At 31.6% G+C, this 14,094-nt stretch carries 16 protein-coding genes; 7 read left to right on the forward strand and 9 right to left on the reverse strand.

The window, feature by feature from the left end; translation table 11 throughout:
• Positions 1-5: 5 nt before the first annotated feature.
• Positions 6-1,433 (reverse strand): chromosomal replication initiator protein DnaA, encoded by a 1,428-nt coding sequence (gene dnaA, locus BM072_RS13520; protein WP_092909485.1) that lies wholly within the window; start codon positions 1,431-1,433, stop codon positions 6-8.
• Positions 1,434-1,689: 256 nt separating this feature from the next.
• Between dnaA and BM072_RS13525 the strand changes: the two genes are divergently transcribed.
• The 3 genes from BM072_RS13525 to BM072_RS13535 all read left to right on the forward strand — a co-directional run bounded on the left by BM072_RS13525 (position 1,690) and on the right by BM072_RS13535 (position 3,094).
• Positions 1,690-1,950 (forward strand): hypothetical protein, encoded by a 261-nt coding sequence (locus BM072_RS13525; protein WP_092909489.1) that lies wholly within the window; start codon positions 1,690-1,692, stop codon positions 1,948-1,950.
• Between the two features lie 89 nt (positions 1,951-2,039).
• Positions 2,040-2,474, forward strand: a complete 435-nt coding sequence (locus BM072_RS13530) for an acyl-CoA thioesterase (protein ID WP_092909491.1) — start codon at positions 2,040-2,042, stop codon at positions 2,472-2,474.
• Between the two features lie 89 nt (positions 2,475-2,563).
• Positions 2,564-3,094 (forward strand): adenine phosphoribosyltransferase, encoded by a 531-nt coding sequence (locus BM072_RS13535; RefSeq protein WP_092909494.1) that lies wholly within the window; start codon positions 2,564-2,566, stop codon positions 3,092-3,094.
• A 38-nt stretch (positions 3,095-3,132) separates the two neighbouring features.
• On the opposite strand, the gene BM072_RS13540 is transcribed toward BM072_RS13535, so the two are convergent.
• Entirely contained in the window at positions 3,133-3,783 is a 651-nt protein-coding gene (locus tag BM072_RS13540; RefSeq protein WP_092909498.1) for a SanA/YdcF family protein, read from the reverse strand.
• Between the two features lie 105 nt (positions 3,784-3,888).
• Between BM072_RS13540 and BM072_RS13545 the strand changes: the two genes are divergently transcribed.
• The 3 genes from BM072_RS13545 to BM072_RS13555 all read left to right on the forward strand — a co-directional run bounded on the left by BM072_RS13545 (position 3,889) and on the right by BM072_RS13555 (position 5,447).
• Positions 3,889-4,680, forward strand: a complete 792-nt coding sequence (locus tag BM072_RS13545; RefSeq protein ID WP_092909501.1) for a HipA family kinase — start codon at positions 3,889-3,891, stop codon at positions 4,678-4,680.
• Positions 4,658-5,041 carry a DUF3037 domain-containing protein gene (locus tag BM072_RS13550; RefSeq protein WP_092909503.1) on the forward strand — a complete coding sequence of 128 codons (384 nt, stop codon included), beginning with the start codon at positions 4,658-4,660 and terminating at the stop codon, positions 5,039-5,041. The genes BM072_RS13545 and BM072_RS13550 overlap by 23 nt, the downstream gene beginning before the upstream one ends.
• 79 nt (positions 5,042-5,120) lie before the next feature.
• Positions 5,121-5,447: a single-stranded DNA-binding protein gene (locus tag BM072_RS13555; RefSeq protein ID WP_092909507.1), complete on the forward strand. Its 327-nt coding sequence runs from the start codon at positions 5,121-5,123 to the stop codon at positions 5,445-5,447.
• Positions 5,448-5,514: 67 nt separating this feature from the next.
• Here BM072_RS13555 and BM072_RS13560 read toward each other — a convergent pair whose 3' ends face one another.
• The 7 genes from BM072_RS13560 to trpS all read right to left on the reverse strand — a co-directional run bounded on the left by BM072_RS13560 (position 5,515) and on the right by trpS (position 12,823).
• Positions 5,515-6,738: an aminotransferase class V-fold PLP-dependent enzyme gene (locus tag BM072_RS13560; RefSeq protein WP_092909511.1), complete on the reverse strand. Its 1,224-nt coding sequence runs from the start codon at positions 6,736-6,738 to the stop codon at positions 5,515-5,517.
• Positions 6,739-6,833: 95 nt separating this feature from the next.
• Positions 6,834-8,153, reverse strand: a complete 1,320-nt coding sequence (sufD, locus tag BM072_RS13565; protein WP_177190321.1) for a Fe-S cluster assembly protein SufD — start codon at positions 8,151-8,153, stop codon at positions 6,834-6,836.
• An 80-nt stretch (positions 8,154-8,233) separates the two neighbouring features.
• The gene (gene sufC / locus BM072_RS13570) at positions 8,234-8,989 is read right to left on the reverse strand and encodes a Fe-S cluster assembly ATPase SufC (RefSeq protein ID WP_092909515.1); all 756 of its coding nucleotides are present in this window, start codon (positions 8,987-8,989) and stop codon (positions 8,234-8,236) included.
• Between the two features lie 105 nt (positions 8,990-9,094).
• Positions 9,095-10,552 carry a Fe-S cluster assembly protein SufB gene (gene sufB, locus BM072_RS13575; RefSeq protein ID WP_092909519.1) on the reverse strand — a complete coding sequence of 486 codons (1,458 nt, stop codon included), beginning with the start codon at positions 10,550-10,552 and terminating at the stop codon, positions 9,095-9,097.
• Positions 10,553-10,556: 4 nt separating this feature from the next.
• Positions 10,557-11,411: a hypothetical protein gene (locus tag BM072_RS13580; protein ID WP_092909523.1), complete on the reverse strand. Its 855-nt coding sequence runs from the start codon at positions 11,409-11,411 to the stop codon at positions 10,557-10,559.
• A 4-nt stretch (positions 11,412-11,415) separates the two neighbouring features.
• Positions 11,416-11,745, reverse strand: a complete 330-nt coding sequence (locus BM072_RS13585) for a HesB/IscA family protein (protein ID WP_092909527.1) — start codon at positions 11,743-11,745, stop codon at positions 11,416-11,418.
• A gap of 106 nt (positions 11,746-11,851) precedes the next feature.
• Positions 11,852-12,823 carry a tryptophan--tRNA ligase gene (trpS, locus tag BM072_RS13590; protein WP_092909531.1) on the reverse strand — a complete coding sequence of 324 codons (972 nt, stop codon included), beginning with the start codon at positions 12,821-12,823 and terminating at the stop codon, positions 11,852-11,854.
• Positions 12,824-13,097: 274 nt separating this feature from the next.
• Between trpS and BM072_RS13595 the strand changes: the two genes are divergently transcribed.
• Entirely contained in the window at positions 13,098-14,045 is a 948-nt protein-coding gene (locus BM072_RS13595) for a hypothetical protein (protein WP_092909537.1), read from the forward strand.
• Positions 14,046-14,094 lie beyond the last annotated feature (49 nt).

The raw sequence follows: 14,094 nt of genomic DNA on the forward strand, positions 1-14,094 counted from the left end.
TAAAATTAATCTGCTATTTTTCTCGAAATATCTTCTATATATCCACGGAAAGCTTTGTCTGTTTCTTGCAGATTTTTAACGGTTTTACATGCGTGTAAAACAGTTGCATGATCGCGTTTACCAATCTGTTTACCAATGCTTGCCAATGATGCTTTGGTATATTGTTTTGCAAAATACATAGCCAATTGACGTGCTTGCACAACATCGCGTTTACGTGTTTTTGATTGAATATCTTCCATCTTAACTTTGAAGTATTCGCAAACTGTTTTTTGAATATAATCTATCGAAATTTCTTTGCGTGCAGTTTGCACTAATTTAGACAACGTACGTGCCGTTAAATCAAGTGTAATTTCGCGTTTATTTAAAGTTGCTTGTGCAATTATTGAGTTTAAAGAACCTTCTAATTCACGCACATTTGTATCAATATTTTGTGCGATATAATCCATTACTTCATCTGGAAATTCGATTCCATCGTTTTCTAATTTTTGTTTCAAAATAGATAAACGTGTGTTGTAATCTGGATTTTGTAAATCGGCTGATAATCCCCATTTGAAACGAGAAATCAATCGATCTTCCATATCTTGGATATCGGCTGGAGATTTATCCGAAGTCAAAATAATTTGATTTCCTCTTTGATGTAAATGGTTAAATATATGGAAGAAAACTTCTTGTGTTTTTGCTTTTCCTGACAAAAACTGAATATCATCCATAATTAATACATCTATCATTTGATAGAAATGAATAAAATCGTTTTGATTATTATTTTTTACAGCTTCTATAAATTGTTGTGTAAACTTTTCTGTTGACACATATAAAACTGTTTTATCGGGATGAATATCTTTTACTTCTAAACCAATCGCATGCACTAAATGCGTTTTTCCTAAACCTACACCACCATATATAAATAATGGATTGAATGAAGTTCCACCTGGACGTTTTGCGATTGCACGACCTGCAGCACGAGCCAAACGATTAGATTCACCTTCAATAAAATTACTGAATGTGTAATTGTGATTTAATTGCGAATCAATTTTAAGCTTTTGTAATCCTGGGATAATAAACGGATTCATCATTTTGCCAGCTTGCAAATTAATTGGCGCTTCTACTTCTTGCGGTTTTGGTTTTTCTTTATTCGAACTCGGAATACGAACCGTAAAAGGTTCGCGTCCTTGCGATTTCTGATCCATTAAAATACTATAAACCAATTTTGCATCAGAACCAAGTTCTTTTTGCAATGCACTTTTTAAAATTTTGATATAATGCTCCTCTAACCATTCGTAAAAAAATTTACTTGGTACTTGAATCGTCAAAACATTATTAATTAATTTGCCCGGTCGTATAGGTACAAACCATGTGTTATATGCATCTTCGGCAATGTTGTCCTTGATAAAAGACAAGCATTTATCCCACACAGAATTTGCAGTTATCGTCATAATATTGTCCAAAAGTGCTTAAGTTTTAATGTAAAAAATTGATAATCAGCGAAGTAATTTAACTAAACCTTCTCTACAAAATTGTGCATAAATTTTTAATAAAAAAAACGAAAAGGGTATTGATATATTAAAAAATACGTTGTATAATTAAAAAACTCAATAAGTAGTATGAGATAAAAATAAAAGTAATACAAAGATAATATTTTCAGACAAATTATGTCTTATCAAAATTAATAATTAGTATTTTTGTTTCATTATGGAAATAACACAAGAAAAAATTGACTTTGCAATAATTAAAGTAGAAAATCATTTAAGAGATTTAGGCATCAAAAATAATTTTGCTCTTTTAAAAATTGAGCCAAATGATGAACCAAATGTAAGGATATTTTATTTTGAGATTGCAAATCCTACATTTAAAACAATCGTTCAAATTCCTTATGATTTTTTAAAAGAAGAGCAAAAAGATTCTTCGCAAGCATCATTTAGTTGGATGGATTATAAAAAAATTACGGAATAGACTTTATCATTTTTATAAAATAAAATGATAAAGTCTTTTTTTTGTTCTCTATTTTTGAAACGAGAAAATGAAGGTTTAGAAAAATAATCATGGAGAAGATAAATCAAGAAGAACAATTAAACGTTTTTCGTACCAAAACGCGTATTCTATATAAACATACCGACCAAATGAAAGTTGTTTATTATGGTAATTATCCCGAATTTTATGAAATAGGTCGTGTAGAATTGATGCGCGAACGCGGTTTTCCATATGCCGAATTAGAAGCTATGGGTATACAAATGCCTATTATAGAAATGCATTCGAAGTACATTGGCAGTGCTTTGTATGATGAAATGATAGAAATTGAGGCAATTGTGAAAGAACGTGACAAAGGTGTTCGCATTCGTTTTGATTATACCATATATAATGAAGCTGGAAAAAAAATAAACGAAGGCTATACGGTACTTTGTTGTGTGAATGCCGAAACAAAGCGACCTGTTCGCATTCCCGAACGTATTTGGGCAAGTTTAGGTTTGGGCGAATAATCTCATCCTAATATAAATTATAGATTTTAGGAATATAAGCCAGATTTTCTCTTTAAATTTGTTGCTTACAAAAAACATTCAAAAACAAAATGTCGACACTTCAAGAAAAAATAAATCAAACTATCGTTGATGTAAATGATTTTCCAAAAGAAGGAATTGTTTATAAAGATATTACACCTTTATTCTTAAATCCTGAACTTTCTGGAGAAATTGTAGACGCTTTTGTAGAAAAAGCCAAAGGAAAAGTAGACATTGTTTGCGGAATTGAAAGTAGAGGATTTTTATACGGAATACAAATTGCGCAAAAATTAAATGTTCCTTTCGTATTAATTCGTAAAGCAGGTAAATTACCACCTCCAACTATTAGCGAATCGTATGATTTGGAATATGGACAAGCTACAATCGAAGTAAATTCGAATTACATAAAAGATGGTGCACGAGTTTTAATACACGATGATGTTTTGGCTACTGGCGGAACAGCAGAAGCGTGTGCTAAATTAGTAGAAAAATGTGGTGGAAAAACAACACAATTTTCGTTTATTGTTGATTTAACTTTCTTAAATGGAAAAGATAAATTAACACCATTTGCAACAGATATTGTTACTTTAATAGAATACTAAAAATAAGAAAGCCACTTAAAATTAAGTGGCTTTTATTTTTAATCTTTTTTTGGCTCAATTATTACTTCTGGTGTGCGATCATTACTAAGATCCAACAAGGCTTTTATGTTTGCCAAGACTTCTCTAAAACTTTGCTTTTTCTCTGTTTTATAAGGTCCACTATCTGCGCTATATCCAATACAATCTAATCCAAAAATCTTTCCTAAAAAAATAGCTCTTTTTAAATGGAATGATTGCGAAATTAGAATTACTTTATTAAACTGATAGATATTTTTTGTTCTATAAATTGTGCTGTACGTATCCAAACCTGCGCCATCCAAATAAGTGTCTTCTATTTTTACGCCGCGATCTAGCAAATATTTTTCCATCACATCAATTTCATTAAAACCTTCGTTTAGTTTTTCACCAGACAATAAAATCGCATCAATTTGATCTTCATTATACAATCTAATTACGGCATCTAATCGGTCTTTCAGAAATTTTGTCGGATTTCTATCTGCTTGTACTTTTGCTCCAAAAACAACTGCAACTCTATAATCATTCGGTATATTTCCTTGGTAATTGTAAATATAATATGATGTAAAAATCTGAATAGCGAGTGCTACAAAAATTGTAAAAGCAGCTATTAATCCTATAATTAACATGCTTTTACGAACAAAAAATCGTCCTATTTTTACAATTTTACTCATTTATCCGTAACAAAAATATTTAGTTAACAAAATTCCACAAGTTTGGCGATACTAAAAAATTATAAATGTGAAAGTTTAATTAATTTTTCATTGTAATTTTAGGCGATGAATAAGCCAGAATTGAGAACAGTTACCGTAGAACGTTACTTGCAACCCTTGCGAGAAGGCGGATCTTTGCCTGCTTTGGCAGATGCAGATGACGGTTTTAGATATGTGTTAAAATTTAAAGGAGCTGGACATGGTCCTCGTATGTTAATTTCCGAATTATTGGGTGGAGAAATTGCCCGCGTTTTAGGATTTAAAGTGCCCGAATTAGTTTTTGCTTTATTGGACGAATATTTTGGGCAATCGGAAGCAGACGAAGAAATTCAGGATTTATTAAAGTTTAGCGAAGGCACAAATCTTGCTTTGCATTTTTTGTCTGGCGCTATTAATTACGATCCTGCTGTGATGAAAGTTGATGATAAATTATCATCTCAAATTGTTTGGTTAGACGCTTTTCTTACCAATGTTGACCGTACATTTAGAAATACAAATATGTTAATGTGGCACAAAGAATTATGGTTAATTGATCATGGTGCTTCGTATTATTTTCATCATTCTTGGGACAATTGGGAAAAAGCTGCTTTAACAACTTTTTCGCAAGTAAAAGACCATGTTTTACTAAAAAATGCAACAAAATTAGAAGAAGTTGATGCTGAATTTAAAGCAATTCTGAATGATGAAATTATTGATAATATTGTTGATTTAATTCCAGATGAATGGTTAGAAACCGAAGCTTATCATGCAACTTTTGATGAAATGAGAACGGTTTACAAAACCTTTATCAAAACACGATTACAACATACCGAACTTTTTATAAACGAAGCCAACAATGCCAGAAAAAATATTATATGAGTATGCCATTCTTCGCTTAGTTCCGAAAGTTGAACGTGAAGAATTTATCAATATTGGGGTTATTCTTTTCTCTAAAAAAGAAAATTATCTAAAAGTAAAATATTTTATAAACGATAGAAGAATTAACGCATTTTGCCATGAATTGGATTTAGATTTTATTGATAGTAACTTGAATGCTTTATCTAAAATTGCTGAAGGTTTACACACCGAATCTGCTATTTCTGAATTTGATGTTGCCGAACGTTTTCGTTGGTTAACTGCGGTCAGAAGTTCGGTTATACAATCATCTCGTCCACATCCAGGTAAAACAAATAATCTTGAAAAAACATTAGATAAATTGTTTAAAGATCATGTTTTATAAATTTAAATATTTAAAATTCAGTTAATTATATTTAGTTTCTTAAATTTACGTATACATTAATTTAAATTATTTTATCGCCATGAGTACATTAAGAAACAGTGTAAGATTAATAGGGAATGTTGGAAACAATCCTGAAGTTAAAACATTAGAAAACGACAAGAAGTTTGCAAAGTTTAGTTTAGCGACAAATGAAGGTTATACAAACAGCAAAGGTGAAAAGATTCAGCAAACAATATGGCACAATATTGTTGCGTATGGATCGATTGTTAATGTGATTGAACAACACATTGAAAAAGGTAAACAACTCGCAGTTGAGGGTAAATTGACTTATCGTGAATATCTAGATAAGGAAAAGCAACAAAAAACAATAACTGAAATTGTAATAGATGAAATTGTGCTTCTTTAGCGTTTAAAAAAAGAAAAGGGAAATGATAATATCATTTCCCTTTTCTACTTATATTATATAAAACCACCTATCCCAACATTCGGATAGCTGTTTTTAAACCGTCTATAAATGTATCAATTTCTGCTTTTGTGTTATAAACTGCAAACGAAGCACGAACTGTTCCTGGAATATTGAAATGTTGCATAATTGGTTGCGCACAATGATGTCCTGTACGTACCGCAATTCCTTTTTTATCCAATATCATACCGACATCCGAAGAATGTACACCATCAAACTTTAAGTTGAAAGAAACTGCGCCAGAATGCTCTGCATCTTTTGCATAAATTTCTACTTCTTCAAATTCTGATAAACGTTGAATTGTATAATCAACCAACTCTTTCTCATAATCATGAATAGTTTGAATACCGATTGAATTAATAAAATCTACAGCAGCGCCTAAACCAATAATTCCTGCAATATCTGGTGTTCCAGCTTCAAATTTGAAAGGCAAACATGCATACGTCGATTTCTCCATCGTAACATCTTTTATCATCTCTCCTCCTCCATGAAACGGCGGTAAAGCATTCAAAATATCTTCTTTACCATATAAAACTCCAATTCCTGTTGGTCCGTACATTTTATGTCCAGAAAAAACCAAGAAATCACAATCCATTTTTTGAACATCAATTGGTGTATGTGGTGCAGATTGTGCTGCATCTATCAAAACCCAAGCACCTTTTTCGTGTGCTTTTTGAATGATAATTTCTATTGGATTAACAACTCCTAATGCATTAGAAACTTGATTAACACAAACTAATTTTGTTTTATCCGTCAATAAATCATCAAGCTTCGTGATATCCAAAATACCTTCTTTGGTTAATGGAATATATTTTAGCTTCGCTCCCGTTCTTTCGCAAAGCAATTGCCAAGGAACAATGTTAGAATGATGCTCTATTTCTGTAATAATAATTTCATCTTCTGCTGTTAACACATTGCGCAAAACATTTGAAACAAGATTAATACCTTCTGTAGTTCCTCTTGTAAAAATAATTTCGTGATCGTGTTTAGCATTGATAAATGCTTGTATTTTACGACGCGATTCTTCCATCAAATCAGTAGCTTCCTGACTTAATGTATGAATACCACGATGTACATTTGCATTGTATTTTTCGTAATAGGTGTCTAATGTATCTAAAACAACTTTTGGTTTCTGCGAAGTTGCACCATTGTCTAAATAAACCAATGATTGACCATTAACTTCTCTATTCAAAATAGGAAATTGACTTCTAATATGTTGAATATCTAATGACATTTTTTTGCTGTATTATGTAGTTTATAAAATGAATTTAAAAAAAGTTGTAAGAAAACTTACAACTTAATATATAAAACTTATTACTTAAAACTTTCTTATAATTCAAAATCTAAGCTAACTCCTAATTTTTTTGCAATTATGGTGTTTACTTGATTTGATATTTGAGGAATTTTTACATGACGTAATGCATCCGAAGCAAAAGCATACAATAACATTGCGCGCGCTTCTTTCTTAGGAATACCACGTTGTTGCATATAAAACAAAGAATCTTCTCCTAATTGACCAACTGTACAACCATGAGAACACTTAACATCATCTGCAAAAATTTCTAATTGAGGTTTTGAATTAATTGACGCTCCATCTGATAATAAAACATTATTATTTTGTTGAAAAGCATTCAATTTTTGAGCCTCTTTGTGTACATAAATTTTACCATTAAAAACACCTTGTGATTTGTCATCGTAAATACCTTTGTACATTTCGTGTGATTCACAATTTGGCGCATTATGCTCTACAAATGTGTGATGATCCACGTGTTGCTTACCATCAATCACTGTAATACCATCCATTATAGAATTACAGTTTTCTCCGTTTTGAAAGAAATTTAAATTGTTACGTACAATTTTTCCTCCAAAAGAAAACGTAAATACATTAGCACGAGAATCTCTTTCTTGATTAATGTAAGTATTGTCAATTAATGAAACTTCATTTGTATCATTTTGGAATTTATACCAATGTATTTCGGCATTTTTACCAACATTAACTTCTGAAACAACATTTGTTAAATTCGCTTTTTCATCTAAAGTTTGATGTCTTTCGATAATTTGCACTTGTGCATTATCACCTACTACAACCAAATTACGTGGCTGATACATCACTTCTTGAGATGCGCCAGTCGAAAAATAAACAAGCTGAATTGGTTTAGAAAGGATAACATTGTTTGGAATATAAATAAACGCGCCGTCTTTTGCAAAAGCGGTATTTAAAGAAACCAAACTATCATCGCTCTTCGCAATTTTACCGTAATAATTTTCGATTACAGCTTGATGAGTTGTTTTATGCATTGCACTAGAAAGTACGCAAATATCAGCTTCATCATGTGTTGTGTTTGACAAAAAAGAAGAATATTTTCCGTTAACGAATACAATTAAATAAGAATCGATATCGTGAACCAAATATTTTTTGATGTCTTTGTACTCTACTGCAACTTCGTCTTCTGGGAATAATTTATAATCCACTTTCAACAAAGGCGCAAGATTTGTATATTTCCATTCTTCGTCTTTACGTGTCGGAAAACCTTTTTGATTAAAGATTTCGATGGCTTCTTGACGTAAACCTTCGATACCTTTATTCACTTTATTTTTTTCGTTAAACACTAAATGACGAGAAACTAAATTTTCTTTTAAATCAATCATTTTTGATATTGTATTAATGTATTATGTAAAAAGTATTATCAACTTAAGACATACTACTTATTACTTTTTTCGAACAGAAATTAGATTCCTGCTTCTTCTTTAACCCAGTCGTAACCTCTTTCTTCTAACTCTAAAGCCAATTCTTTACCACCAGATTTGATGATTTTTCCGTCAGCTAAAACGTGTACAAAATCAGGAACGATATAGTCTAATAAACGTTGGTAATGCGTAATTAACAATACACCATTATTTTCGTTTTTAAACTCGTTTACACCATCTGCAACAATACGTAAAGCATCAATATCTAAACCAGAATCAGTTTCATCTAAGATGGCTAATTTTGGGTTTAACATTAACATTTGAAAAATTTCGTTACGTTTTTTCTCTCCTCCAGAAAATCCTTCGTTTAAAGAACGAGATAAGAAATCTTTTTTAATTCCTAATAACTCTGCTTTTTGACGAATCATTTTCAACATTTCCGAAGCGCCCATTTCTGGTAAACCTTGTGCTTTGCGTGTTTCGTTTAAAGAAGTTTTGATAAAGTTAGTTACAGAAACTCCAGGAATTTCAATTGGATATTGAAATGACATGAAAATTCCTTTTTGAGCTCTTTCTTCTGGAGCCATTTCTAAGATAGATTCATCTTCAAATGCGATATCTCCTTCTGTTACTTCGTATTCATCTTTACCTGTAATTACATTAGATAAAGTTGATTTACCAGCACCATTAGGTCCCATAATTGCATGAACTTCTCCTGGATTGATTTGTAAATTTAATCCTTTTAAAATTTCGCGCTCTTCAATACGAGCGTGTAAGTCTTTTATATTTAATAACATTTTTTCTTCAGATTTTAGATTTTAGATTTTAGATTTCAGAATCTTATAATCAATCAATCTATTTATAATTGTTAATTTCTAACTACTTAATACTAATATCTAAAATTATCCTACAGAACCTTCTAATGAAATTTCTAATAATTTTTTAGCTTCAACAGCAAATTCCATTGGTAATTTATCTAATACCTCGCGGCTAAATCCGTTTACGATTAAAGCAATTGCTTTTTCTGTATCGATACCACGTTGATTACAATAGAACAATTGATCTTCACCAATTTTAGAAGTTGTTGCTTCGTGTTCTAATTGTGCAGATTTATTATCAATTTCGATGTATGGAAAAGTATGCGCACCACATTCGTTACCCATTAATAATGAATCACATTGAGAGAAGTTACGCGCTCCGTCTGCATTTTTCATTACTTTAACTAATCCACGGTAAGAGTTTTGCGATTTACCTGCAGAAATACCTTTTGATATAATTGTAGATTTCGAATTCTTTCCGATATGAATCATTTTTGTTCCCGTATCTGCTTGTTGATGATTGTTTGTTACCGCAATTGAGTAAAACTCACCTACCGAATTATCACCTTTTAAGATACAAGAAGGATATTTCCATGTAACAGCAGAACCTGTTTCAACTTGCGTCCAAGAAACTTTTGCGTTTTTCTCACAAACCGCACGTTTTGTTACAAAGTTAAAAACTCCACCTACACCCTCTTCATTTCCTGGGTACCAGTTTTGTACTGTAGAATATTTGATTTCTGCATCATCCATAATGATTAACTCAACAACAGCAGCGTGCAATTGGTTTTCATCACGCATTGGCGCAGTACAACCTTCTAAATAAGAAACATAAGAACCTTCGTCCGCAACTAATAAAGTACGTTCAAATTGTCCTGTTCCTGCAGAATTTATACGGAAATAAGTAGACAATTCCATTGGACAACGAACACCTTTTGGTATGTAACAAAAAGATCCATCAGAAAAAACTGCTGAATTTAATGCTGCATAAAAGTTATCTGTTGGTGGAACTACTTTACCAATGTATTTTCTGACTAATTCTGGATGCTCTTTAATCGCTTCTGAAATCGACATAAAGATGATTCCTTTCTCTAATAAAGTTTCGCGGAAAGTTGTTTTAACTGAAACCGAATCAAAAACTACGTCAATTGCAACTCCAGATAAACGTTTTTGTTCGTCTAATGAAATTCCTAATTTCTCGAAAGTTCTTAATAATTCAGGATCAACCTCATCCAAACTCGCTAATTCTTTCTTCACCTTTGGTGCTGCATAATAACGAATTGCATCAAAATCTGGCTTTTCGTATTTTACATTTGCCCATTCAGGTTCTTCCATCTTTTGCCAAGCGCGGTAAGCTTCTAAACGCCATTCCGTCATCCATTCTGGCTCTTCTTTTTTGGCTGAAATAGCACGTACGATATCTTCATTCAATCCGACCGGGAATTCTTCATATTCCATCTCAGTCGACCAACCAAACTCATATTGTTTTTGGCTAGCAAGATCTTCACGCAGATCGTCTTCTGTATATTTTGTGTTACTCATCTTATTATTTATAAAATGTATAGGTAAAATTATATTGAAGTGGAGTTTGTTTGTCCGCTTTATTACCTAAAAAATTAAATTGTTTAATGCGTTGATTTTGATCTAAAACAACTTCAAATTGAGGTTGATTTTTAATCGAAATTGCATATTTATTTTGTGAAATTAATTTTATTTCAGACCAAGATCCTTCTATCAAATTAACTTTTTCTGTTCGTGGCTCAACATCTGGTGTGTATTCTTTTATTTTGAATGGCACTGTAAATGTAGAACTGCTGAAACATACTTTATTTATGTCTTTTCCTAAAGATTTTGTAATTCTACAATCGTGCATTAAACGATCTTCGAAGCCTACTTTTTGATCTAAATATGTTTTCTTTAGCATCACATCACCTTCTAACCAAACCATATCAAAAAGCTTATTTGCATTTTTGACGTACATGATATCTTGGTTATAAAAAAACTGATTTACTTTTGATTCACTTCCTTTTCTTTCAATTTTTTCTGTTTCGATAACACCATCTTTGTAAGTATAGTTTACTTTGAAAGGTGTTCCTACTTCGTCTGTAATTTCAAAATCAAGTAAATGATCATTTGCATCATAATTTGCTTTATAAGCAACTTTTTTGGTTGATGCATTTGCAATTGTAATCGTTTTTATTTTTGATTCGTTTAAGTCTAACGCTTTTATAAAAGATTTAACACCAAACAAACCAAAAAACATGTTTTCTGAATAAGCTTTATTAATTTTTGCAGAATTTGCTGTTGGTTGATAAACCATCAAATCTTTTTCTACAATTGTGTTTTGTGCAAAAGCAACAAATCCACAAAAAAAGGCGATTAATAAAGTTAATTTTTTCATCAAATTACATCGAAAAACTTTCACCACAACCACATGTTCTTGTCGCATTTGGGTTGTTAAAAACGAATCCTTTTCCGTTTAATCCTCCCGAATACTCAAGTGTCATACCAACTAAGTATAAGAATGATTTTTTATCAACGATTACTTTTACACCGTTATCTTCAAACACTTTATCTTCTGGTTTATGTTCTTTATCAAACTCTAAATTATAATTTAAACCAGAACATCCTCCACTTGTAACTCCTACTCTAACAAAAGATTCTTCGATTGATGAACCGTCTTCTTGCATTAGTGAGTTTATTTTTATTTTTGCTGTTTCTGAAATTTTAATCATTTGAATTAAATTTTATTACTACAAAGGTACCTATTTAAAACGAGATTAAATAAAGCTCGATATAAATATTAACAATAGCGCAACTATTTATTTCTATAATGTTTTATTATTTTAAGCCCAATTTAGCTCGTGTACGTTTCAAAACTTTTTGTGCAACAACACGTGCTTTTAATGCACCGTTTTCTAAAAACGCATCTAAAGTTGGTTTATCATTCATTAATTCATCAAAACGAATACGTGCATCCGCATATTTTTCTAAAATAACTTCATACAACGCTTGTTTCGCATGTCCGTAACCGTAACCACCATTCAAATAATTTTGACGCATTTCTTCTACTTGCTCCGGTGTTCCTAATAATTTGTATAATGCAAAAACATTGTCTGTATCTGGGTTTTTAGGATCTTCTAACGGTGTAGAATCTGTTTCGATAGACATTACTTGCTTGCGCAATTGTTTTTCTGGCAAGAAAATATTGATGAAATTATTTCTTGATTTAGACATTTTGTTTCCGTCAGTACCAGGAATCAACATAATATCTTCGTCAATAGCAGCTTGTGGCAATACAAATGTTTCGCCCATTTGATGGTTAAATTTCTCAGCCACATTACGTGTAATTTCTAAATGTTGCAATTGATCTTTACCAACAGGCACCATTTCGGCATCGTACAATAAAATATCTGCTGCCATCAAAATTGGATATGTAAATAATCCAGCATTTACATCTGCCAAATAATCTGCTTTATCCTTAAAAGAATGCGCTAATGTAAGACGTTGAAAAGGGAAAAAGTTTAACAAATACCAAGTTAATTCTGTTGTTTCGGTAACATCAGATTGACGGTAAAAAACCACTTTTGATGGATCTAAACCTAATGCAAGCCATGTTGCAGCCACTTCGTACGTATTTTGTCTTAAAACTTCTGCATCTTTTATTTGCGTCAAAGCATGTAAATCTGCAATAAAGATAAATGAGTCATTTCCTTCAATTTCAGTTAAATCAATAGCTGGTGAAATTGCTCCTAAAATATTTCCTAAGTGCGGAGTTCCAGTTGCTTGAACTCCTGTAAGTATTCTTGGCATTTTGTTTAAAATTTAAGTGTACAAAGATAAACTTTAAACACGAAATGCACTAAATGTAAAGTGAAGTTTGTTGAATTAAATCTGTCAAGCAAATAAAAATCATATTTAGAGTTAAAAATAGTCGTCAAACTTTCTATCCTATTTTTAGCTCCATAAAAATAGACTTTCTAATAAAATTAAACTTTTTTAGAAAATAATTCAAACCTCAACCAACCTTTTTGCTAAAATGTGAATCTATAAAGAAAAAGAGTAATTAACCTTAAAATTTTATGATATGAGTAACAAAACATTTTTAGACATTGTTTTCGAAAACCGAAACAAAGAATATGGCGCGTATCAATTGCGTCAAATTGCGAATCACGATTTAATGAAATCTCTTTTTATTGGAATCGGAATTGTTGCTTTAGCAACTGGTGGAACTTTGTATGCAAATCATAAAGCAACAAAAGATATAATTATTACAGATGATTTTCAAAAAGTAGTTACGGTTGATATGACAAAAATTGACCCCGAAAAACCAGACGAAACTGTAATTCCACCAAAAGAAGATCCGCCAACAGAGGTAAAACGTTTGCAATTGAACACAGATCAGGCGAAACATATTATGCCTACACCAAAAGAAAAACCGATTGTTGAGGAAACAATACAATCTGTAGATGAATTAAAAGAGAAAGATTTGGGCGCTTTTGATAGAGATGGCGATAAAAGCAAAGGACAAACTGGCGGTGGAGAAGTGAGTGATGGAGAGAAAGACATAAAAGGTCCTCAAAACACAGACAAACCTGAAGGAAAACCGACTTTTCCGGAGAAAAAACCTAATGTTGCTATTACGACAAGAAATGCAGCTGTTATGGCAATTTATCCTGGTTGCGAAAGCGAAAGCAAAAAAGGAAATGACGCTTTAACAAAGTGTATGAGCGAAAAAATCTCGAAAGAGTTGGGTTATGAATTAAGTGATTTTGCAGAAACTGCGTCTAAAAACAATATGACTTCTGCTGCTGCAAAAATGCAATTCATTATCAATACAAATGGAGAAATTTATCAAGTAAAATCGTTAAGTGGAAGTAACCAAGATTTAGGAAAAGAAGCAAAAATTGCGTTAGAAAGAATCAACAAACAAATTTTAAGAAAAGGTAAAAAAATAACGCCTGCAAAATTACAAGATGGTTCGGATGCAAATTTAATTTTCTCTATTCCAGTTAAATTTCAAACAACAAATTAATATAAAATACTTTTCTTTCAGAAACCATTGCGTCCCTATTTTAGGCGCA

The sequence above is a fragment of the Algoriella xinjiangensis genome (genome assembly GCF_900115015.1).
Lineage (GTDB): Bacteria > Bacteroidota > Bacteroidia > Flavobacteriales > Weeksellaceae > Empedobacter > Empedobacter xinjiangensis.

Excerpts from the sequence above, each read along its gene's own strand:
- BM072_RS13535 (WP_092909494.1), top strand. The coding sequence starts at position 2,564 with ATGTCGACACTTCAAGAAAAAATAAATCAAACTATCGTTGATGTAAAT.
- dnaA (WP_092909485.1), bottom strand. The coding sequence starts at position 1,433 with ATGACGATAACTGCAAATTCTGTGTGGGATAAATGCTTGTCTTTTATC.
- BM072_RS13560 (WP_092909511.1), bottom strand. The coding sequence starts at position 6,738 with ATGTCATTAGATATTCAACATATTAGAAGTCAATTTCCTATTTTGAAT.
- BM072_RS13585 (WP_092909527.1), bottom strand. The coding sequence starts at position 11,745 with ATGATTAAAATTTCAGAAACAGCAAAAATAAAAATAAACTCACTAATG.
- sufD (WP_177190321.1), bottom strand. The coding sequence starts at position 8,153 with ATGATTGATTTAAAAGAAAATTTAGTTTCTCGTCATTTAGTGTTTAAC.
- sufB (WP_092909519.1), bottom strand. The coding sequence starts at position 10,552 with ATGAGTAACACAAAATATACAGAAGACGATCTGCGTGAAGATCTTGCT.
- trpS (WP_092909531.1), bottom strand. The coding sequence starts at position 12,823 with ATGCCAAGAATACTTACAGGAGTTCAAGCAACTGGAACTCCGCACTTA.
- BM072_RS13540 (WP_092909498.1), bottom strand. The coding sequence starts at position 3,783 with ATGAGTAAAATTGTAAAAATAGGACGATTTTTTGTTCGTAAAAGCATG.
- BM072_RS13595 (WP_092909537.1), top strand. The coding sequence starts at position 13,098 with ATGAGTAACAAAACATTTTTAGACATTGTTTTCGAAAACCGAAACAAA.
- BM072_RS13555 (WP_092909507.1), top strand. The coding sequence starts at position 5,121 with ATGAGTACATTAAGAAACAGTGTAAGATTAATAGGGAATGTTGGAAAC.
- BM072_RS13550 (WP_092909503.1), top strand. The coding sequence starts at position 4,658 with ATGCCAGAAAAAATATTATATGAGTATGCCATTCTTCGCTTAGTTCCG.
- sufC (WP_092909515.1), bottom strand. The coding sequence starts at position 8,989 with ATGTTATTAAATATAAAAGACTTACACGCTCGTATTGAAGAGCGCGAA.
- BM072_RS13530 (WP_092909491.1), top strand. The coding sequence starts at position 2,040 with ATGGAGAAGATAAATCAAGAAGAACAATTAAACGTTTTTCGTACCAAA.
- BM072_RS13580 (WP_092909523.1), bottom strand. The coding sequence starts at position 11,411 with ATGAAAAAATTAACTTTATTAATCGCCTTTTTTTGTGGATTTGTTGCT.
- BM072_RS13525 (WP_092909489.1), top strand. The coding sequence starts at position 1,690 with ATGGAAATAACACAAGAAAAAATTGACTTTGCAATAATTAAAGTAGAA.
- BM072_RS13545 (WP_092909501.1), top strand. The coding sequence starts at position 3,889 with ATGAATAAGCCAGAATTGAGAACAGTTACCGTAGAACGTTACTTGCAA.